Source organism: Stenotrophomonas sp. YAU14D1_LEIMI4_1, from assembly GCF_003086815.1.
Lineage (GTDB): Bacteria > Pseudomonadota > Gammaproteobacteria > Xanthomonadales > Xanthomonadaceae > Stenotrophomonas.
The window spans coordinates 3,302,616-3,323,696 of record NZ_CP025997.1; the positions used below are offsets into that span (position 1 = coordinate 3,302,616).

20 protein-coding genes are annotated in these 21,081 nt (G+C 64.9%); 8 read left to right on the top strand and 12 right to left on the bottom strand.

The window, feature by feature from the left end; genetic code table 11:
- Positions 1 to 130 precede the first annotated feature (130 nt).
- The 3 genes from C1932_RS15295 to sucC form a co-directional block, all read right to left on the bottom strand.
- Positions 131 to 1,765, bottom strand: a complete 1,635-nt coding sequence (locus C1932_RS15295) for an NAD+ synthase (protein ID WP_108762737.1) — start codon at positions 1,763 to 1,765, stop codon at positions 131 to 133.
- A gap of 210 nt (positions 1,766 to 1,975) precedes the next feature.
- Positions 1,976 to 2,851, bottom strand: coding sequence for a succinate--CoA ligase subunit alpha (sucD, locus tag C1932_RS15300; protein ID WP_108762738.1), 876 nt, complete (start codon positions 2,849 to 2,851; stop codon positions 1,976 to 1,978).
- 21 nt (positions 2,852 to 2,872) lie between these two features.
- Positions 2,873 to 4,042, bottom strand: coding sequence for an ADP-forming succinate--CoA ligase subunit beta (gene sucC, locus C1932_RS15305; protein ID WP_108750894.1), 1,170 nt, complete (start codon positions 4,040 to 4,042; stop codon positions 2,873 to 2,875).
- A 351-nt stretch (positions 4,043 to 4,393) separates the two neighbouring features.
- On the opposite strand from sucC, the gene C1932_RS15310 reads away from it, so the two are divergent.
- Both C1932_RS15310 and C1932_RS15315 read left to right on the top strand, forming a co-directional pair.
- The gene (locus tag C1932_RS15310) at positions 4,394 to 6,007 is read left to right on the top strand and encodes an ATP-binding protein (protein ID WP_108762739.1); all 1,614 of its coding nucleotides are present in this window, start codon (positions 4,394 to 4,396) and stop codon (positions 6,005 to 6,007) included.
- Between the two features lie 53 nt (positions 6,008 to 6,060).
- On the top strand, positions 6,061 to 7,443 hold the full coding sequence (locus tag C1932_RS15315) for a sigma-54 dependent transcriptional regulator (RefSeq protein ID WP_108753962.1): 1,383 nt from the start codon (positions 6,061 to 6,063) through the stop codon (positions 7,441 to 7,443).
- A 114-nt stretch (positions 7,444 to 7,557) separates the two neighbouring features.
- Here C1932_RS15315 and pilB read toward each other — a convergent pair whose 3' ends face one another.
- The 3 genes from pilB to C1932_RS15330 all read right to left on the bottom strand — a co-directional run bounded on the left by pilB (position 7,558) and on the right by C1932_RS15330 (position 10,371).
- Positions 7,558 to 9,285, bottom strand: coding sequence for a type IV-A pilus assembly ATPase PilB (gene pilB / locus C1932_RS15320; RefSeq protein WP_108762740.1), 1,728 nt, complete (start codon positions 9,283 to 9,285; stop codon positions 7,558 to 7,560).
- A gap of 92 nt (positions 9,286 to 9,377) precedes the next feature.
- Complete coding sequence (locus C1932_RS15325; protein WP_199911970.1) at positions 9,378 to 9,827, bottom strand: pilin; 450 nt, start codon at positions 9,825 to 9,827, stop codon at positions 9,378 to 9,380.
- Between the two features lie 103 nt (positions 9,828 to 9,930).
- Entirely contained in the window at positions 9,931 to 10,371 is a 441-nt protein-coding gene (locus C1932_RS15330) for a pilin (protein ID WP_108762742.1), read from the bottom strand.
- A gap of 353 nt (positions 10,372 to 10,724) precedes the next feature.
- On the opposite strand from C1932_RS15330, the gene C1932_RS15335 reads away from it, so the two are divergent.
- Genes C1932_RS15335 through coaE form a run of 3 tightly spaced genes read left to right on the top strand, consistent with a single transcriptional unit; the run spans position 10,725 to position 13,475 of the window.
- Entirely contained in the window at positions 10,725 to 11,984 is a 1,260-nt protein-coding gene (locus C1932_RS15335; RefSeq protein WP_108762743.1) for a type II secretion system F family protein, read from the top strand.
- A gap of 8 nt (positions 11,985 to 11,992) precedes the next feature.
- Positions 11,993 to 12,856: an A24 family peptidase gene (locus C1932_RS15340; RefSeq protein ID WP_108753966.1), complete on the top strand. Its 864-nt coding sequence runs from the start codon at positions 11,993 to 11,995 to the stop codon at positions 12,854 to 12,856.
- A gap of 10 nt (positions 12,857 to 12,866) precedes the next feature.
- The gene (gene coaE, locus C1932_RS15345; RefSeq protein ID WP_108762744.1) at positions 12,867 to 13,475 is read left to right on the top strand and encodes a dephospho-CoA kinase; all 609 of its coding nucleotides are present in this window, start codon (positions 12,867 to 12,869) and stop codon (positions 13,473 to 13,475) included.
- 317 nt (positions 13,476 to 13,792) lie between these two features.
- Here the strand turns inward: coaE and C1932_RS15350 are convergent, their stop codons facing one another.
- The 6 genes from C1932_RS15350 to rimK form a co-directional block, all read right to left on the bottom strand.
- On the bottom strand, positions 13,793 to 14,179 hold the full coding sequence (locus C1932_RS15350) for a hypothetical protein (RefSeq protein ID WP_108753968.1): 387 nt from the start codon (positions 14,177 to 14,179) through the stop codon (positions 13,793 to 13,795).
- A 485-nt stretch (positions 14,180 to 14,664) separates the two neighbouring features.
- Entirely contained in the window at positions 14,665 to 16,035 is a 1,371-nt protein-coding gene (locus C1932_RS15355) for a HAMP domain-containing sensor histidine kinase (protein WP_108750905.1), read from the bottom strand.
- Entirely contained in the window at positions 15,998 to 16,675 is a 678-nt protein-coding gene (locus C1932_RS15360; protein WP_005410804.1) for a response regulator transcription factor, read from the bottom strand. Before C1932_RS15360 ends, C1932_RS15355 begins: the two co-directional genes overlap by 38 nt.
- An 8-nt stretch (positions 16,676 to 16,683) precedes the next feature.
- Positions 16,684 to 17,151 carry a hypothetical protein gene (locus C1932_RS15365; RefSeq protein ID WP_108762745.1) on the bottom strand — a complete coding sequence of 156 codons (468 nt, stop codon included), beginning with the start codon at positions 17,149 to 17,151 and terminating at the stop codon, positions 16,684 to 16,686.
- Positions 17,152 to 17,239: 88 nt separating this feature from the next.
- Positions 17,240 to 17,716, bottom strand: a complete 477-nt coding sequence (locus C1932_RS15370; RefSeq protein ID WP_108762746.1) for a hypothetical protein — start codon at positions 17,714 to 17,716, stop codon at positions 17,240 to 17,242.
- Positions 17,717 to 17,972: 256 nt separating this feature from the next.
- Positions 17,973 to 18,851 carry a 30S ribosomal protein S6--L-glutamate ligase gene (gene rimK / locus C1932_RS15375; RefSeq protein ID WP_108750907.1) on the bottom strand — a complete coding sequence of 293 codons (879 nt, stop codon included), beginning with the start codon at positions 18,849 to 18,851 and terminating at the stop codon, positions 17,973 to 17,975.
- Positions 18,852 to 19,201: 350 nt separating this feature from the next.
- On the opposite strand from rimK, the gene C1932_RS19860 reads away from it, so the two are divergent.
- From C1932_RS19860 to C1932_RS15385, 3 genes are all read left to right on the top strand, one after another.
- Positions 19,202 to 19,354 (top strand): hypothetical protein, encoded by a 153-nt coding sequence (locus C1932_RS19860; RefSeq protein WP_159094552.1) that lies wholly within the window; start codon positions 19,202 to 19,204, stop codon positions 19,352 to 19,354.
- 65 nt (positions 19,355 to 19,419) lie between these two features.
- Complete coding sequence (locus C1932_RS15380; RefSeq protein WP_108762747.1) at positions 19,420 to 19,899, top strand: hypothetical protein; 480 nt, start codon at positions 19,420 to 19,422, stop codon at positions 19,897 to 19,899.
- A gap of 3 nt (positions 19,900 to 19,902) precedes the next feature.
- Positions 19,903 to 21,060, top strand: a complete 1,158-nt coding sequence (locus tag C1932_RS15385) for an FtsX-like permease family protein (protein WP_108762748.1) — start codon at positions 19,903 to 19,905, stop codon at positions 21,058 to 21,060.
- The last annotated feature ends 21 nt before the right edge of the window (positions 21,061 to 21,081 follow it).

Below are 21,081 nucleotides of genomic sequence, written 5' to 3' on the forward strand. Positions count from 1 at the left end.
CGACGGCGCTTGGCATATGGACGCCGGGAATGCCCCATCCACGCATGGCGTGGATCTACCGGAGAGCCTCGTCGAACACCGTGCGGACCAAGGTCCGAACCTACCGGGGAGGGGGTGGCGCGGGCCGCCCTTACCCCTTGAACCCGTTGCTGATCGGGTACCGGCGCTCGCGGCCAAATGCCCGGCGCGACACCTTCGGCCCCGGCGCGGCCTGGTGGCGCTTCCACTCGCTGATGCGCACCAGGCGCAGCACCCGGTCCACCACGGCCGCGTCGTAACCGGCCGCCACGATCTCCGCGCGCGACTGCTCTTGGTCCACGTAGCGGTACAGGATGCCGTCCAGCACGTCGTAGGCCGGCAGCGAATCCTGGTCCAGCTGGTTCTCGCGCAGCTCGGCCGACGGCGGGCGGCTGATCACCGCCGGCGGAATGACCGGCGCGCCGCCCACGGTGTTGCGCCACTTCGACAGCCCGAACACCTCGGTCTTGTACAGGTCCTTCAGCGGCGCATAGCCCCCGCACATGTCGCCATAGATCGTGGCGTAGCCCACCGCGTATTCGCTCTTGTTGCCGGTGGTCAGCAGCAGGCCGCCGAACTTGTTGGCCAGCGCCATCAGGATCACGCCGCGGCTGCGCGACTGCAGGTTCTCTTCGGTCACATCCGGCGTGGTGCCTTCGAACATCGGCGCCAGCGATTCCATCAGGCCCTTGAAGGCCGGCTCGATCGAGACCGCTTCCAGCTTCACGCCCAGCGCCTGGCACTGCTCGGCCGCCAGATCGTTGGACATGCCGGCGGTGTAGCGCGAGGGCAGGCGCACGGCGGTCACGTTGTCCGCGCCCAGCGCATCCACGGCCAGGGCCAGCACCAGCGCCGAATCGATGCCGCCGGACAGGCCCAGCCACACCTTCTTGAAGCCGTTCTTGCGGCAGTAATCCTGGATACCGCGGGTCACCGCGCGCCAGGCCAGCGCGTCCATGCTCTCGTCGCCATCGTCCATCCACACATGCGGCAGGAAGCGGCGGCTGGCGCCGTCGTAGTCCACCACCAGCCACTGGTCCATGAAGGCCGCCGCGGCCGGGTGCACCGTGCCATCGCCATCGGCCACCACCGACGCACCGTCGAACACCAGGGCGTCCTGGCCGCCCACCACGTTCAGGTAGGCAATGGCCGCCCCGCTCTCGCGGGTGCGCGCGGCCAGCACGGCGTCGCGCTGGGCATGCTTGCCGCGCTCGTAAGGCGACGCGTTGGGCACTACCACCAGCTGCGCGCCGGCCTGCACGGTGTCGGCCATCGGCTCGGCAAACCACAGGTCTTCGCAGATCAGCAGGCCCACCGCAATGCCGTTCACTTCGAACACGCAGCTGCCGCCATCGGGGTCGACATCGAAGTAGCGGCGCTCGTCGAATACGGCGTAGTTGGGCAGCTCGCGCTTGCGGTAGGTCTGTTCCACCAGGCCATCGCGCAGCACGCTGGCGGCGTTGTAGACCACCGCGCCGGCGGCCTGCGGCCAGCCCACCACGGCGGTGATGCCACGGCAGGCGGCGGCGATGCGGGCCATGGCCTGCTCGCATTCGTACAGGAAGCCCGGGCGCAGCAGCAGGTCTTCCGGCGGGTAGCCGCTGACGGCCAGCTCGGGGAACATCACCAGCTCGGCGCCGTACTCATCGCGCGCCTGGCCGATCATCTCGATGATGCGTTCGGTATTGCCGGCAACATCGCCGACCGGGAAATCGAACTGCGCCATCGCGATACGGATCGAAGCCATGGGGGTCCAGCCTGTGGTTGCAATGCGCCCATTGTAACGCCGGGCCATGCCCGCGCCGGGCCATCCCCAGTAGATCCACGCCATGCGTGGATGGGGCTGACCGGTCTATCGCCAGACGCACAAAGGCCGCCCGGAGGCGGCCTTTGTATCAAGCAAGTCGAGCATGGCTCGACTCTACAAAATCGTGCCGGCCAGAGGCCGGCGACGATCTTATTTCACCAGCTTGGCGATGGCGGCGCCCAGGTCGCCCGGCGAGCGGACGGTGACGACACCGGCAGCTTCCATGGCGGCGAACTTGCCTTCGGCCGTGCCCTTGCCGCCCGAAGCGATCGCACCGGCGTGGCCCATGCGCTTGCCGGCCGGAGCCGACGCACCGGCGATGAAACCGACAACCGGCTTCTTCACGTGGTTCTTGATGTACTCGGCGCCGGCTTCTTCAGCGTCACCGCCGATTTCGCCGACCATGATGATGCCTTCGGTCTGCGGGTCTTCGTTGAACAGCTTCAGGCAGTCGACGAAGTTCAGGCCGTTGATCGGGTCACCACCGATGCCGATGCAGGTGGACTGGCCCAGACCGACTTCGGTGGTCTGCTTGACCGCTTCATAGGTCAGGGTGCCCGAACGCGACACGATGCCGATCTTGCCCGGCTGGTGGATGTGGCCCGGCATGATGCCGATCTTGCACTCACCCGGGGTGATGACGCCCGGGCAGTTCGGCCCGATCAGCACGGTGTCCGGATGCGAACGGGTCAGCACGTTCTTCACGCGCAGCATGTCCAGCACCGGAATGCCTTCAGTAATGCAGACGATGACCTTGATGCCGGCAGCAGCGGCTTCCAGGATCGCGTCAGCTGCGTACGGCGGCGGCACGTAGATGACCGACGCGTTGGCGCCGGTGCTCAGCACGGCGTCGGCAACGGTGTTGAAGACCGGCAGGTCGATATGGGTGGTGCCACCCTTGCCCGGGGTCACGCCGCCCACAACCTGGGTGCCGTACTCGATCATCTGAGTGGCGTGGAAGGTGCCCTGCTGGCCGGTGAAGCCCTGCACGATCACCTTGGTGTTCTTGTTGATCAAAACAGACATGGTAATTCCTTGGTGTCGGTATCAGGCGGCGTTCTTGACAGCTTCAACGATCTTCTTGGCGCCATCGTTGATGTTGTCAGCCGGGATGATGGCCATGCCGCTGTCACGCAGCAGCTGCTTGCCTTCTTCCACGTTGGTGCCTTCCAGGCGCACCACGACCGGAACCTTGACGCCCACTTCCTTCACGGCGGCGATGATGCCTTCGGCAATCATGTCGCAGCGGACGATGCCGCCGAAGATGTTGACGAAGATGCCTTCGACCTTGTCCGAGGACAGGATCAGCTTGAAGGCTTCAATGACGCGCTGCTTGTTGGCACCGCCGCCCACGTCCAGGAAGTTCGCCGGCTCGCCGCCGTTGAGCTTGATGACGTCCATGGTGGCCATGGCCAGGCCGGCGCCGTTCACCATGCAGCCGATGTTGCCGTCCATGGTGACGTAGTTGATGTCCAGTTCCGAAGCGATCACTTCGGTCGGATCTTCCTGGGTCTTGTCGCGCATGGCGACCAAGGCCTTCTGGCGGAACGCGGCGTTGTCGTCGCTGTCGAACTTGCCGTCCAGCGCATACAGGTTGCCGTCGTCCAGGATGGCCAGCGGGTTGATTTCAACCAGGGCCAGATCCTTTTCGTTGAACAGGCGGTACAGGTTCACCATGATGCTGGCGAACTGGCCGGCCTGCTTGGCGGTCAGGCCCAGCTTGAAGCCGAAATCGCGGCCGTGGTAACCCTGCACGCCTTCGACGAAGTCGACGTTCAGCGAGTGGATCAGTTCCGGGGTTTCAGCGGCAACCTGCTCGATCTCCACGCCGCCTTCCGAAGAAGCGATGTAGGTGATGGTCTTGGTGCCACGGTCAACCAGCACCGACAGGTACAGTTCCTTGACGATCTCGCCGGCGGTGGTCACCAGCACCAGGTTGACCGGCAGTTCAACGCCAGCGGTCTGGTAGGTGGCCATCTTGGTGCCGAGCATCTTGGCGGCAGCGGCCTTCACATCGTCGGTGGTCTTGCAGAACTTGACGCCGCCAGCCTTACCGCGGCCGCCAGCGTGGATCTGCGCCTTGACCATCCAGGGGCCCTGGCCCAGAGCGTTGGCAGCGGCAACCGCCTCGTCCGGGGTCGCAGCGACCTTGCCGGCCGGGACCGGGATGCCGTATTCGGCAAGCAGTTGTTTTGACTGGTATTCGTGGAAATTCATGCGTCACCGTGGGAATAGGAACGACCGCACGCAATTCCTCAGGGGCCCCGGCGGGGCGCCGGCATGGACCGCGGCGGGCCCACTATTGTGGCCGAGCCGGCGCCGGGGCGCAAAGAAGTATGGACAAATGGCCAGACCCGGGCAGTTTTCCGCCGTCATTCAGGCAGTTGCGGGCGCGGGGCCGGCCCGGCCACGCGCCCGCCCGGGCCCGATTGCGCAGGAAATCGCTTCCACAGGCCTATACTTGGGGCGGCCGTGCCAAAGCGGTTCCGATGATCGGGGGAACATCGGCTACGCTGCAGGCCACCGCCGTCAAACCCAGTTCCAGGCAGCCAGAAGGGGAGTTCCGGCGTGTCACCCAGTGCTTCATTGATCGACCGCATCGAATCGATACCGCGGCGTGAGCTGTACTTCTTCGCCCTGTACCGGGTGCTGATCGCGTCGGTCATCGCCGCCCTGCTCTACAGCCCGTTGTCGGCCATGGTCGGCGAAGCCCACCACCCGCGCCTGGCCTATGCCGTGGGCGGCACCTACCTGGGCCTGTCGCTGCTGTGGCTGCTGATCGGCCGCAGCGAGCGCTGGCTGCGTCCCACCGTGGTCGGCGGCGTGCTGCTGGACATCGTCGCCGCCAGCCTGCTTGCGCACGCCCTGCCCGGCGCCAGCGCCGGCATTTCGATGTCGCTGCTGTTCAACGTCGCCGCCGCCGCCACCCTGCTGCCGCTCAGCTGGGGTCTGTGTCTGGCGCTGGCCGCCAGCGTGGCCACCGCCGCCGAATACCTGTGGAAGGTGCTGGAAGGCGGCGACCCCACCCGTACCCTGGCCGAACTGGCCATGTTCGCCACCAGCTACCTGGCGCTGGCCTTCATCAGCTACCAGGTGGGCAACCGCGCGCGCCGCAACCAGCAGCTGGCCAACCAGCGCGGCGACGAAGTGGCCAACCTGTTCCAGATCAACGAACTGATCATCCGCCGCATGCGCACCGGCGTGCTGGTGGTCGATGGCGAAAACCGCATCACCCTGGCCAACGAAGCGGCATCGCTGCTGCTGGGCGACAACGATGGCGTGGGCGAAACCGGCCGCCTGGACCTGGCCAGCATCGCCCCGGAACTGGCACGCCGCCTCAACCGCTGGCGCAACGGCTGGACCCAGGATGAACTGCCGCTGCAGCTCACCCCCGACCAGCCGGAAGTGCAGCCACGCTTCGCCCGCCTGCTGGCCGGCAGCGATCTGGCCCTGGTGTTCCTGGACGATTCCAGCGTGGTCTCGCGCCGCGCCGAATCGCTCACGCTGTCGGCCATGGGTCGCTTCTCGGCCAGCCTGGCCCATGAGATCCGGAACCCGCTGGCCGCCATCAACTACGCGGTGCAGCTGTTGGAAGAAGGCACCGGCTTCAACGAAAGCGACCGCCGCCTGCTGCAGATCATCCACCAGCAGTGCCAGCGCACCAACAGTATCGTGGAAAGCGTGCTGGGCCTGGCCCGGCGCGAACGCGCCACCCCGGAAAACGTCGATCTGGCCGCCTTCGTGCGCCGCTTCGTGCTGGAGTACAAGCAGGGCCAGACGCTGGAAACGGACAGCATCGAACCGATCATCACCGACACCTCGGTGCCGGCGCAGGTGGACACCCGCCACCTGTACCAGGTGCTGACCGTGCTGGTACACAACGCGCTGAAGTATGGCCGCGTGGGCCAGCAGCCGGCGCGCGTGCGCCTGCGCGTGGCCCTGCACGAGCGCAACGCGGTGATCGACGTGATGGACCGCGGCCCCGGCATTCCCGAAGCGGTGGCCGCGCAGTTGTTCCGCCCGTTCTTCACCACGTCCGAGCACGGCACCGGCCTGGGCCTGTATATCGCCCGTGAGCTGTGCCGCGCCAACCAGGCACGCCTGGATTACATCCCGGTGCCGGCCGGCGGCTCGTGCTTCCGCCTGGTCCTGCCGGGCCCGCACACCCTGCTTCCGACCTGATCCAGCGCGTCAAGTATTTGTCGCTTCCGCCCCCCTCGGCTATCTTTCCGCCCATGAACGAAACCCGCAGCGCTCTCATCGTCGACGATGAACGCGACATCCGCGAACTGCTGGTGCTGACCCTTGGCCGCATGGGCCTGCGCATCAGCACCGCCGCCAACCTTGCCGAAGCGCGCGAGCTGCTGGCCAGCAATCCCTACGATCTGTGCATTACCGACATGCGCCTGCCCGATGGCAACGGCATTGAACTGGTCAGCGAAATCGCCCACCACTACCCGCGCACCCCGGTGGCGATGATCACCGCCTTCGGCAGCATGGACCTGGCGGTGGAAGCGCTGAAGGCCGGCGCCTTCGATTTCGTCAGCAAGCCGGTGGATATTTCGGTGCTGCGCGGGCTGGTGAAGCACGCACTCGAACTGAACAACGCCGAGCGCCCCGCCACCGGCCCCGCCGCCGAACAGGCCGCGCGCCTGCTGGGCAGTTCGCCGGCCATGGACGTGCTGCGCACCACCATTGGCAAAGTGGCCCGCAGCCAGGCCCCGGTCTACATCCTGGGCGAATCGGGCGTGGGCAAGGAACTGGTGGCCCGCACCATCCACGCCCAGGGCGCCCGCGCGGCCGGCCCGTTCGTGCCGGTGAACTGCGGCGCCATTCCCAGCGAGCTGATGGAAAGCGAGTTCTTCGGCCACCGCAAGGGCAGCTTCAGCGGCGCCCACGCCGACAAGCCGGGCCTGTTCCAGGCCGCCCATGGCGGCACCCTGTTCCTGGATGAAGTGGCCGAACTGCCGCTGCAGATGCAGGTGAAGCTGCTGCGCGCGATCCAGGAAAAATCGGTGCGCGCGGTGGGCGCGTCCAACGAAGAACCGGTGGACGTGCGCATCCTGTCGGCCACCCACAAGGACCTGGCCGAGCTGGTCGAAGACGGCCGCTTCCGCCACGACCTGTATTACCGCATCAACGTGATCGAACTGAAGGTGCCGCCGCTGCGCGAGCGCCGCCAGGACCTGCCCGACCTGGCCGGGTCCATCCTGGCCCGGCTGGCCCGCAGCCACGGCCGTGGCACCCCGCTGCTCGCACCGTCAGCGCTGGACGCACTGGCCCAGTACGGCTTCCCCGGCAACGTGCGCGAACTGGAAAACATCCTGGAACGCGCCCTGGCGCTGGCCGAAGAAGACCGCATTGGCGCCGACGACCTGCGCCTGCCGCAGCACGCCCCGCGCACGGCCGCGGGCGGCCAACCGGCCGTAGTGGCCGAAGCCGTGGCCGACCTGCAGCCCGGCAATGCCGCCCTGCCCTCGTACATCGAGCAGCTGGAACGCAGCGCCATCCAGCGTGCGCTGGAAGAGAACCGCTGGAACAAGACCCGCACCGCCGCGCAGCTGGGCATTACCTTCCGCGCGCTGCGCTACAAGCTGAAAAAGCTGGGCATGGAATAAGGGCCGGAAGACCCGGGGTCGGATCCCTTTCCGCAGGAAAGGGCTCTGACCCCATCGGGACCCCATGGGGCCAGCGTTATCCACGCATGGCGTGGATCTACCGGGCCAACCGCATCAATCCTTGGTAACGCGGTTGATCTCGGCCAGGCTGGTCACACCCGCCGCCACCTTCTTCAGCGCCGACTGGCGCAGATCATTCACGCCGATCGCCTGCGCGGCTTCGGCAATCTGCAGTGCGTTGCCGCCGGCCAGCACGATGGTGGAAATCTCGTCGGTCATCGGCATCACCTGGTACAGGCCGGTACGGCCCTTGTAGCCCTCGGTGCATTCATCGCAGCCCACCGCTTCGTGCAGCTGGATGCCCGCATCCAACTGTGCCTGGGTGAAGCCTTCAGCCAGCAGTGCATGCGCTGGCAGATCAGCCGGGCGCTTGCAGTTGTTACACAGCCGGCGCGCCAGACGCTGCGCGATCACCAGGGTGACCGAGCTGGTGATGTTGTACGGCGCAATGCCCATGTTCATCAGACGCGCGATGGTCTGCGGCGCATCGTTGGTATGCAGCGTGGACAGCACCATGTGACCGGTCTGCGCCGCCTTGATCGCGATTTCCGCCGTTTCCAGATCGCGGATTTCACCCACCATGATGATGTCCGGATCCTGTCGCAGGAACGAGCGCAGCGCCGCCGCAAAGGTCATGCCGCGCTTGTTGTTCTGCTGCACCTGGTTCACGCCGGGCAGACGGATTTCCACCGGGTCTTCGGCAGTGGAAATATTGCGCGTTTCATCGTTCAGGATGCCCAGCGCGGTATACAGCGAAACCGTCTTGCCCGAACCGGTCGGGCCGGTCACCAGCACCATGCCGTAGGGCTTGTGGATGGCTTCCAGGAACAGCTTCTGCTGGTCCGGCTCGTAACCCAGCTTGTCGATACCCAGCTTGGCCGCGCTGCCGTCCAGGATACGCAGCACCACCTTTTCGCCGAACAGGGTCGGCAGGGTGCTGACGCGGAAGTCGATCTGCTTGCTCTTGGACAGGTTCAGCTTGATGCGACCATCCTGCGGTACGCGCTTTTCGGCGATATCCAGCTGCGCCATCACCTTCAGGCGTGCGGCAATGCGCTGGTTCAACTTCACCGGCGCGCGCGCCACCATCTTCAGCAGACCATCGATGCGCAGGCGCACGCGGTAGTCGTCTTCGTAGGGTTCGAAGTGGATGTCCGACGCGCCCTTGCGGATTGCATCGACCAGCACCTTGTTGACGAACTTCACCACCGGGGTGTCGTCGCCCTTGGCGTCTACGCCGCTTTCGCTGGACGACATGTCGTCGTCGCCACCGGAGACGTCCAGGTTGGCCAACGCATCGTCGTCGCCGCCCAGCGTGTCACCCAGGGTGTCGTGGCTGGAATGCCACTGCTCCAGCGTGCGGCGAATCTGGTCCTCATCGACCAGGATCGGCTCCACCACCAGGTTGGTGTGGAACTTGATCTCATCCAGCGAATGGGTCGGGTTACTGGTGCCGACGAACAGCTTGCCGCCGCGCTTGAACAGGGGCAGCACGTTGTGTTTGCGTAGCAGCTCTTCGCTGACCAGGCTCATCGCGTTCTGGCTGCTGTCGAACGTGGACACGTCGAAAAGCGGCATGCCGAACTCAACCGAGTTGGCCGCTGCCAGCTGGGCGGCTCCTACCACCTTGTTCTGCGCGAACCAGGTCGGCAGCGGCTGCTTTGCAGCCGTCGCCTTGGCCATGGCATCGCGGGCGCCGGCTTCGTCCAAGGCGCCGTCCTGCACAAGGCGACGGGCCAGACCGGTGATGCCGACGAGGTTGGCGGTGGTGACTGCGTTCATACTTATCCAGACCCCAGAATTGGTTGCAATGCTCCCACTATCAGTGCGCACGAAAATCAGAGCATAGGCTGCATCCTACACGACCGGGCGCACTACCTATTCGTACAACCCGACGGCAGATACCGCTGAGGGATGTCCGAAGTGCATTGCCATACGATGTTCCCCTCAGGAGACTGTCCAGCAACGAGGGGTTGCCCGCCAGCACCAAATGGGGTCAGCAGAATGGTCCCATTTCCCGCCTTGGAAGTCGTCCGAATCGTGACCGCCCCTGAAACCGCATCAACGGCCGAAGACGTGACGTTCGGCGAGTTATCGGCAACGCTCGTTAGAGACGCTCCACGACCGAGATCTGACGCATTCGTCGATGCATTGGTGACCACGGTTGCTCGAAGGCCGCTGGCCAAGACCAACGCTTCCGATATACGCGCACGTACCACGTACGCTTGATAAGCCGGAACTGCCAGCGCCGCGAGAATCGCGATGATCGCAATTACGATCATCAGTTCGATCAGCGTAAAACCAGAATTCTTTGCAGATTTCACCAGACACCCCCTATCCGATGCTTTACATTGCGCCCCAACGACTCAACGAAAAAAGCCCTCGTTGATGCGAGGGCTTCTTCCGTATCGTACGACTGGCGTGCGATTAGGTGCCCGTGCAGCTGCTCGGCAGGTACTTCTGCTTCAGAGTCGAGGTGCAGACCCAGACAATGGTACCTTCCGGCGGGGTGCCGGCCACGATTGCAGCACCGCCAGCGTTCGGGGTCAGGGTAACGGTGCCGTTACCAGCCTTCGAGGTGGTGGTCACAACAATGGCACCCGTGCCGGCGGTGATCGCCGTCGAAGTCACGTTCGGGGAGTTGTCTGCGGCAGAAGTCAAGGTGGCGCCCTTGCCCAGGTCATTCTCACCTTGCGCCGCGTTGTCTGCGACCACGGCCTTCAGGCCATCGGCCAGCACCATGGCTTCCGAGACGCGCGACTTGACCACGTAGTCCTGATACGCCGGCAGAGCGATTGCGGCCAGGATGGCAATGATCGCGACGACGATCATCAGTTCAATAAGGGTGAAGCCCTTCTGGTTCTTCATGTGTACATCCCCAAGATAGTTGTGGTTGAGTCAGTGCACAGGATCGGTCCAGCCGATGGCCGGGTGAGCGTGTCCTGAGCCCCGCGGGTGAATCATCGCAGGTTGCGTGCCAACCCCGGCACGCCTCCCCCTGAATTTCCCCGAGCCAATGATGGCAGCTATTTCGCCGATGGGAACCCCCCATTGAGAATTCTGCGACGGAGGCGGCAATGTGACGTGGTGCGTCACCTTTGGTCGGCCGCTGCCACGGATCGCCACATTACCCCCTGTCCGACCTGCCCAGACGGCCTTGAACCGGCTAACATCAGCGGCATGAATGCCCGCCTGGGGATGGCGGGCCTTGGGGAGCCAACATGTCTGTCAGTCGCAGTGCGATCAAGAAAGAACCCGTGGCGCGTAGCACCATGGAGTTGCAACCGTTTGTCTGGCAGGGGACCGACAAGCGTGGAGTAAAGATGAAGGGCGAGCAGATGGCGAAGAACGCCAATCTGCTGCGCGCAGAACTACGTCGGCAGGGGATCAATCCTGGCCAGGTCAAGCTCAAGCCAAAGCCACTGTTCGGGGCGGCAGGCAAGCGCGTGTCATCGGCCGACATTGCGTTCTTCAGCCGGCAGATGGCGACGATGATGAAGTCGGGCGTGCCCATCGTTTCTGCCTTGGACATCATCGGCAGCGGGCACAAGAACCCCCGCATGAAGAAGATGGTTGACGGGATCCGGACCGATATCGAGGGCGGTTCTTCACTTCACGAAGCCATCAGCAGGCATCCAGTCCAGTTCGACGAGCTGTATCGAAATCTGGTACGCGCTGGCGAAGGCGCTGGCGTGCTGGAAACCGTCCTGGACACCATCGCCAATTACAAAGAGAACATCGAGGCGCTGAAGGGCAAGATCAAGAAGGCACTGTTCTACCCGGCTATGGTGGTGGTGGTAGCGCTGGTTGTCTCAGCCATCCTGCTGATGTTTGTCGTTCCGCAGTTCGAAGAAGTGTTCAAGGGATTTGGCGCGGACCTGCCCGCATTCACCAAGATGATTGTCGCTGCGTCGCGCTTCATGCTGTCGTGGTGGTGGCTGATGTTGATCGTGATTGTTGGATCCGTGGTTGGAGCAGTCATGTCTTACAACCGCTCCCCAAAGATGCAGCACACCATGGACCGCCTGATCCTGAAGGTGCCGGTCATTGGGCAGATCATGAACAACAGTTCGATTGCCCGTTTCGCTCGCACTACGGCCGTCACCTTCAAGGCTGGCGTACCGTTGGTGGAAGCGCTGGGCATCGTCGCCGGCGCCACCGGCAATAAGGTCTACGAAGAAGCTGTGCTGCGCATGCGTGACGACGTGTCGGTCGGCTATCCGGTCAACATGGCGATGAAACAGACCAACCTGTTCCCGCACATGGTCATCCAGATGACCGGCATCGGCGAAGAGGCTGGCGCACTGGACGCCATGCTGTTCAAGGTTGCAGAGTATTATGAGCAGGAAGTCAACAATGCCGTAGACGCGCTTAGCAGCCTGCTGGAACCGATGATCATGGTCTTCATCGGCGTCGTGGTGGGCGGCATGGTCATCGGCATGTACCTGCCCATCTTCAAACTCGGCGCCGTCATCGGCTAAAGGTAACAATGGCATTTCTCGACCAGCATCCCGGCCTCGGCTACCCCGCCGCGGCCGGTCTGGGGCTGCTGCTGGGCAGTTTCCTGAACGTCGTCATCCTGCGCCTGCCCAAGCGGCTGGAATGGCAGTGGAAGCGCGATGCGCGCGAGGTTCTGGAAGAACCGGACTACTACGAGCCGGCCCCGCCGGGCATCGTGGTGGAGCCCTCGCACTGCCCGCACTGCAAGCACAAGCTGTCCTGGTACGAAAACATCCCCCTGTTCAGCTGGCTGATACAGGGCGGCAAGTGCCGCCACTGCAAGGCCCCCATTTCCATCCAGTACCCGCTGGTGGAAGCGCTGACCGCGGTGATGGTGCTGGCCTGCGTGTGGCAGTTCGGCTTCGGCTGGCAGGGCTTTGGCGCCATCGTGCTGACCTGCTTCCTGATTGCCCTGTCGGGCATCGACCTGCGCACCCAGCTGCTACCGGACCAGTTGACCCTGCCGTTGATGTGGCTGGGCCTGATAGGCAGCATCGACAACCTGTACATGCCCGCCAAGCCCGCCCTGCTGGGCGCGCTGCTGGGCTACCTGTCGCTGTGGTCAGTCTGGTGGCTGTTCAAGCAGCTGACCGGCAAGGAAGGCATGGGCCACGGCGATTTCAAGCTGTTGGCGGCGCTGGGCGCCTGGTGCGGCATGAAGGGCGTGCTGCCCATCATCCTGATGTCCTCGGTGCTGGGTGCCATCATCGGCTCGATCTGGCTGTACAGCCGGGGCCGTGACAAGGCCACCCCCATCCCGTTCGGCCCCTACCTGGCGCTGGCCGGCTGGCTGTTCTTCATGTGGGGCGAGCCGCTGCTGAACCAGTACCTGGTGATGAGCGGGCTGCGCTGACGGCACCGCCATGAGCCGCTACGTGGTGGGCCTGACCGGCGGCATTGCCGCCGGCAAGAGCGAAGTGACCCGGCGCTTCGAGGCGCTGGGGATCGTGGTGGCCGACGCCGATCTGGCCGCCCGCGCCGTGGTCGCCCCCGGCGCACCCGCCTTGGCCCGCATTGCCGAACGCTTCGGCGCCGACATGCTGCTGGCCGACGGCACCCTGGACCGGGCGCGGTTGCGCGCCCACATCTTCGCCGACCCGGCCGAACGCACGGCACTGGAAGCCATCACCCATCCGGCCATCCGCCTGCTGATGCAGCAGCAGTGCGAACAGGCCCCCAGCCGCTATGCAATCGCCGCCATTCCCCTGCTGACCGAAGTGGGCGGGCGCACCGCCTACCCGTGGCTGGACCGCGTACTGCTGGTGGACGCCCCCGAAGCCGTGCAGCATGCCCGGCTGATGCAGCGCGACGGCATCGATGCCGCGCTGGCCGACCAGATGATTGCCGCCCAGGCCAGCCGCGCACAGCGGCTGGCGCTGGCCGATGACGTGGTGGTCAATGATGGGCACCCGGATGCGCTGCAGGCGCAGGTGGAAGCGCTGCATGAGCAGTACCTGCAGCTAGCGCGCTGAACCCGCGTAGCGTCGAGCTTGCTCGACTGAACTGCCTTTCCGCGCGCCTGATCGGGGTCAGAGCCCTTTCCTGCGGAAAGGGATTCGACCCCGTCGGGTGCCCCGCCCTTCAGCCCTGCTGGCTGCGGGCGTAACCTGCAGCTAGCGCGCTGAACCCACGTAGAGTCGAGCTTGCTCGACTGAACTGCCTTTCCGCGCGCCTGATCGGGGCAGAGCCCTTTCCTCTGGAAAGGGATCCGACCCTGGGCGGCTGACTGAGCTGGGGTCAAAGCCCTTTCCTGCGGAAAGGGATCCGACCCCGTCGGGTGCCCTGCCCTTCAGCCGAGTTGGCGGCGGGCGTACTGGGCCAGTTCGCGGGCGGCCAGCAGCAGACCTTCCACCACGTCGGGCGGCAGCTGTTGGCCGGCGCTGCCTTGCACGCGGGCGGCTTCGGCGGCGTGCAGCATCTGGATCAGGGCGTTCAGGCCGGCCAGGGTGCGGCTCAGGCTGGCCAGGGTGACGGCCTGGGCCGGCGTCAGGCCGGTGGCCTTCTGCGGCTGGCCTTCGGCGGTGTCGCGGCCATCCATGCGGGCCAGCAGGTTCGGCAGCAGGTCGGTGGGTTCAGAGAGGACGTCTTCAATGCGTTCGGCAATCTCGGCCGGAAGCTGGTCGATGGAATCGCCAACCAGGCGATGCAGGTTGGGATAGGCGGTGCGCTGTGACATGGCGATGCTCCTCCGCAGACGGCGGGGCCACCCGCGGATGCAAGGTGGCGGACGGTGCGGGTTGGCGTACCGGAGGCCCAACAACTCAACAGCAGGAAAAAGACTCCAGCGGACTCTGACGAATCCCCACGCACCGCCCGCCGTAGCGGCAGCGCAGTGCATATTCCACGATGCACGAGGGACATCAGGAGCTGTTGAATTGTCGGGTTTGTTCGGGACGCCAATCCCGGCCAAGGCACCTGCCCCGGCCAGGCCATCAGGCCATCGCTTGCTTCGTCAATCACGAGGCAAAAGCGCCACCGCCCCTACCCCGCAGCCCATTCGTGCCGCCACGCACAGCCGCTGCGCGATACCGATCACATCACCACGCAGCAAAGACTGCGCGAAACGGCGCAACATCCCCCACCCACACGCCAGTCACGACACATCGCGCGCAGCACCAGCGCCGACCAAGGTCGGCGCCTACCGGGTTTCCGTGTGCCCGATTACAGCGGCTTCGGCGAGAACGTCAGCGTGGCGATCACGCCGCGCTGGCCGCCCGGCCGCACGCTCACCTGCCAGCCGTACAGATCACACAGGCGGCTGACGATCGACAGGCCAATACCACCGCCCTGCGAATGGCCAGCATGCGTGCCGCGATAACCGCGCTGGAACAGCTTGGCGGCATCTTCCTCGCTCAGGCCGGGTCCGCTGTCAGTCACCGACACCGCATTGCCGCCCACGTGCACGCGCACGTCGCCATCCTGCGAATACTTCACCGCATTGCCGATCAGGTTGCCCAGCGCCACCGACAGCGCGGCCTCGGGCGCGTCGATCACCAGATCGCGCTCGCCTTCCAGCACCAGCTCCAGCGGCTTGCCGCCCAGCTGTGCGCGGTGTGCATCCAGCAGCTGCTCGGCCACGCGGGCCACGTTGCTGGTGCCCTGCCCGCGCTCGTTGCGCGACAGCAGCAGCAAGGCGCCAATCAGATCGCTGCACTGCTGTTCAGCACGCTGGATGCGCTGCAGGCGCTGCAGCACCTTGTCGTCCAGGCCCGGGCGGGTCAGCAGCAGTTCGGTGGCGCCGCGAATCACGGCCAGCGGCGTGCGCAGCTCGTGGCTCACGTCGGCATTGAATTCGCGGTCGCGCTGCACCACTTCGGTCAGCCGCGATGAATAGTCGTCCAGCGCCTGCGCCAACTGTCCCACTTCGTCGTCGGGGAAGCGCGGGGCCAGCGGTTCGGGGTCGCTGCTGCCGCCGCGATAGGCGCGCAGGCGTGCGGCCAGGTCAGATACCGGCTTCATCACCTTCGAGGCCGACCACCAGCCCAGCACCAGCGACAGCAGGCTGAACACCAGCACCGACAGCACCAGCGCGCGGCTGAGCTGCTGCCCGCCGCGCACGCTGTCGGTCATGTCATAGGCGAGGAAGAACCAGGCGTCGTCGGCCTTGCGCACCGCCAGCTTGTAGGCGTACGGCTGGCCCTGCTCGTCGGTGCCGCTCAGGTTGTAGTTGCCGTTGGGCAGCGCGGCCCAGTCCGGCTGGTTCTCGCGCACCCGGTCGAACTTGTCGCGCGAGTACGCGTACGCCTTGATCTGCTGCACCGGCACTTCCGGGTTGCGCCCGGGGTGTTCGTAGAAGCGACGCGCGTACTCGTTGATGTTGCGGTTCATCACGTCTTCCACCAGCTGGTTTTCCACGCGGATGCGGGCCCAGTTGGTGGCGAACGCGAACAGGGTTGTCAGGCAGAAGCCCAACAACACGAATGACACGATGATGCGGCTGCGCAGGCGCCGCCGATAAGGCGTGCGCCGGCGCTCCCCTTTCGCCGCCACCGAATCAGGCTTCCGGTGTGGCGATGCGGTATCCGATGCCATGGCGGGTCTGGATCAGCGGCACTTCAAACGGCTTGTCCACCACCGCACGCAGGCCGTGGATGTGCACGCGCAGCGAATCGGAATCGGGCAGCTCTTCGCCCCACACACGGGTTTCCAGTTCCTGGCGGGTCACCACGGCCGGGGCCGCTTCCATCAGTGCCTGCAGGATCTTCAGGGCGGTGGGGTTGAGCTGCAGCAGCTTGCCCTGGCGGCGTACTTCCAACGTGTCCAGGTTGTATTCCAGATCGCCGGTTTCCAGCACGCGGGTCTGCACGCCCTTGCCGCGGCGCGACAGCGCGTTCAAGCGCACTTCCACTTCCTGCAGCGCGAACGGCTTGATCAGGTAGTCGTCGGCACCCGAATCGAAGCCGGCCAGCTTGTTGTCCAGCGAATCGCGGGCGGTGAGCATGAGCACCGGGGTCTGCTTGCGCGCTTCATTGCGAAGCTTGCGGCAGACCTCGATGCCATCCATGCCGGGCAGGTTGAGATCCAGGACAATCGCGTCGAACTCGTGCACCACAGCCAGATGCAGGCCGGTCACGCCGTCGGCGGCGAAATCCACCGTATGGCCCCGGTCCTCCAGGTAGTCACCCAGATTGGCTGCAATGTCGCTGTTGTCTTCGATTACCAGGATTCTCACTGTCACCTCTAGTTGTTCTTGGTCGGGCCGCCACGCTGCGCACGCGTCAGGTTGCGGTCGGCGTCGTCACGCATGCGTTCGCGCTGGGCTGCCGTCAGGCATTGCGTGGTCGCGCGGTTGGAGCCGGTGGTCTTTTCACGTCGGCATATTAGACGACTATCTTCACGAGCCTGTGTCAAAACTACGTTCACAGTCTCCTGGTCGTTGAAGACTTGGGTTCGGACCGATTCAGGCATGGAAGCACCGTCGCGGTACTCCTCGCCCACCCTGCGCAGGCGCACCAGCGTTTCGCGCACGCGACCGCGGTCCTGGGCGCTGAGTTCGGAATAGGTCTCGCCGTCATTCAAGTCTTTGTCGATCTTGTCCAGCTGCGGCAGCAGCGGCTGGCCGGCCTGCAGTACGGCCTCCTTGGCATAGGCTGAAAACCCAAGTGCCAAGCCAGAAACCAGCAGCGCAACCATCAATGGATGCTTCATGGGATACCCGTCCTTGTTGAAGTGAACGCTGACTGTATGCGCATGCGCTCAAGCCCTTCAAGTGCCATTGGCAACGCTTTAAGCGCCTTCAACGACGGTCGTTCGGGTTCAAGTTGCTGTATGAGCGCTGGTCATTCAGCAGTGCCTTGCCCTTTTCCTCCATGCGGCGGCGCTCGGCCACGGTCAGGCACCGGCTCTTGGGCATGTTGCTGCCGGTGGTGCGGGTGTGCTGGCAGATCATCCGACTGTCTGCGTGGGCCCGAGTCAGCAGGGTATTCACCCGCTCCTGGTCGTTGAACACCTCGTTCTGGACCGCCGGCGGCAGCTCCTGCAGGGTGGTGTGGTCGCCCATGCGCTGGGTAATGCGCGCCAGTGCCTGCCGCACCTGGGCGCGATCGTCGGCAGAAATCTCGCTGTAATCGCCATTATCCAAGGCCTTTTCGACCCGGCGCACCTGCTCGGCCACGGGGGCCTGGCGGTCCATCTGTACGGCGCTGCTTTCCTGTCGGGCCTGTGCGGCCACACTCAGGCCCAGCAGCAGTGCGACCATCGAAATACGGTACATCGCCAGCCTCCCGATCCTTCCTGGAACGAAGGCCCCACTGTACGAGCCAACCCCGCCGTGGACAAGCGATGGCCGCTGGTGCAGGCCGCCGCATAAAAAAGGCCCAGACGGAAAACCGCCTGGGCCTGAAGTTGTATCCCGATTACCGATCCTGCTGAGAGGCAGAGCTGCGGTTCGATGAAGCCTACGCCCCGACCGATTAAAGCCGTGTTAAACCCCCGGCCGCTCCCTGAACAATATTACAAGCAATTGATAGTCAAGGCTTTTTCAGCTTTTCCACATGCACAATGATGCGCTCGGCCACGTCCACCCCGCAGGCCGCCTCGATGCCCTCCAGGCCCGGGGTCGAGTTCACTTCCAGCACCAGCGGCCCGCGCTGGGAGCGGATCAGGTCCACCCCGCAGACCGACAGGCCCAGCGCCTTGGCCGAGCGCACGGCCACCTGCTGCTCGGCGCGGCTGGCCTTGGCCGGCTGGGCGGTGCCGCCGGCGTGCAGGTTGGAACGGAAGTCGCCTTCGGCGGCCTGGCGCTGCATGGACGCTACCACCTGGTCGCCCACCACGAAGCAGCGCAGGTCGGCACCCTTGGCCTCGCCAATGAATTCCTGCATGAGGAAGTTGGCATACAGGCCACGCAGGGCCTCGACGATGCCGCGCGAGGCGCTGGCCTTTTCGGTCAGGATCACGCCCCGCCCCTGGGTGCCTTCGTTGAGCTTCACCACATGCGGGGCCGGGCCCAGCATGGACAGCAGGTCCACAGTGTCGTCGGGGTTGTCGCCGAACACGGTGACCGGCATGTCGATGCCCTTGGCCGCCAGCAACTGGTGCGCGCGCAGTTTGTCGCGCGAGCGCAGGATGGCGTCTGACGGGTTGGGCGTGCGCGCGCCCATCAGCTCGAACTGGCGCAGCACGGCGGTGCCGTAGCGGGTGATGGAGGCGCCGATGCGCGGAATGACCGCATCCACGCCGGTCATCGGCCGGCCCTTGTAATGCATCGAAAAGCCATCGGCGGCAATGCGCATGTAGCAGCGCAGCGGGTCCAGCACGCGCACGGTGTGCCCGCGCGCGCGCGCGGCCTCGACCAGCCGACGGGTGGAATACAGGGAACTGTTGCGGGACAGGATGGCGAGCTTCATCGCGGGGGCATCGGGCGGCAGGCGCGCAGCATAGCGCGGGCGTGTGGCGGCGGGATGATGCTGGTGTGGGTTGCGTTCACAGCCGCTCTCCCTTCCGAGGGCAGAACCTGACGCTGGTGCCTGCCTGGCAAGGCACGCCCATCGGAGTCCACCCGCACGGACAGGCCAGCGGCGACGCGCAGAGGGGCATCTTCGGCCGTCAAATGTCGTGATGTCCCGCCGATGTCTGAGAATTTTACGAAAAGCGGGCCGACGCCTTGCAGTCGTATCGATCGCATTCCTACATTGCACTGGCCCAAGGCGCCGAGGGCATGGAAGGCCGACACTCATCTACTGAAATGGAGTTTTGCATGTTCACGACGATCCGCACTTCGATGTTTGCCACTGCACTGCTTGCTGCTTCTGTGTTCGGTTCCAGCAACGCTCTCGCAGCTGAAAACGCACCCGCGACCGATGTCATCGTCATCTGCGACGCCAATCTCTGCGTGATTGTCGTTCTCTGATTCTCATCACCCGGGCGCGATCTGCGCGCCCGGGCCATCGCGCTCCATTGAAAGCAAGGAACACCATGAAGATCTCCATGGGGGTGGCGGCTGGTCTCGCCTTGATGTGCGGCCTGCCCTTCGCCTCCTACGGCTCTGAGAACGCGACGGCAGGGAAAGCGGATGTACGTGCGTTCTTCCAGGCCTATCTTGCGGCTGCCAACGAACCGGTTCCAAACGTACAACTGCCGGCCATCTGGGTTTACTCGCCAGCAGGCCATCTGGTCGCCCGGATCGACAATGCCGACGACCTTGACGCGGCCAAGGCCATCCTGGCAGCGCCGCAGGCAGCGCCACTATCGACCATGCGGCTCACTCAGGTGACCGGCCTGCTGAAAACCCTGGGTGTGGACACGGGAGCAGTGCCAGAGGGCGCGTGGACCCTGCTGCTGATGAGGAGCGAAACCTGTGCCCAGCCGTGCCAGCCATTCCACGCGGCAATGGAGTCGCTTCAAGCCAGTCAGCCCGGCGCCGTCAGGGCCATTGACCTCGCCTTCAACCGCTGAGTCATGGCCAACGCACTCAGCGCTTCATTCTTCCTGGCTGTGGTGCGCCTGCGCGAACAGCAGCTCAGGGGGTTGTATCTGGTAGCGACACTGGCGGTCACTGTGCTCGCGTGGGTCGTTCTGTCTGCCTTGACCGATCCATTCCTGGTATCACGGGCGGGGGGTGGCATCAATGCAGGCTTGGCCATCTCCAACGCGCGGGCGCAGGCTGACGCCTATCCGCTTCGCTACATGCACGAACTGGAACGGCATAGCGGGGTCGCCGGTATCACCTACCTCAGTGTCACCGCACTCCCCTGCGGCGCAGGCCGCAGCGTCATACCACTCAACGCCATTGGCGGCTCCGGCACCGTTGCCAGGCTCCGCTCCAGCGGGGTGCCGGGGGAGATGATCGAACGCTGGCGCGGCACCGAACAGGGAATACTTATCGGCGCAGAACTTGCCGAGCGCTGCAACCTGAAGGCCGGAATGAGCCTGCAACCCGCAGAGCTCCTCTCAGGCATCGTGATGCCAGTGACGATTATCGATGTGCTGCCACTGACCCAAGCACAACTGGGCAATCGCATTGCCTATGCGCACTATGACTACATCAACAGACTGCTTCCCCCGGTGCAGCAGAATCGGGTCATGCGCGGCACAGTAACGGCACGAGACGCTGCCACCATCGAAAGCCTGGCCGATGCCATCAACCACAGGTTCGCCAGCAGCGACCCACCGTTGCTTGCTGAACCCAGTACGGCTGTCCAAAGTGCGCTGGGTCGATTCGGTCAGGTCCAGGACCTGCTTGGCATCGTCATGCTTGCCATGGCCGCCTGCGCTCTGTTGGTGTTCGTCACGGTCCTGGCCCATCTGGTCGCGGTGCGGCGCGCCAGCATGGCGGGGTTGCTGGCACTGGGCTTCGGTCGCCGGCTGCAGTTCGCAGCACTGAGCGCCGAACTCGGGACCCAGCTTGTACTGGGAGTGTTGCTGGGTCTGATGGGTGGCATCGCCGTCATGTCGGCAGTGAATCCGCAGGTCGAGTGGCTAATCGGCCAACTGCGGGTTCCCAACTGGGCGCTGCTGTGGCTACCCGCAGCACTGGGGCTACTGGCCGTGGCTGCGCTGGCCCTGCCCGCCTACCGCATTGCACGCCTGCGGCCAATCGATCACCTGCAGCCGTGACGCCACCCGGAGAAACCGTTC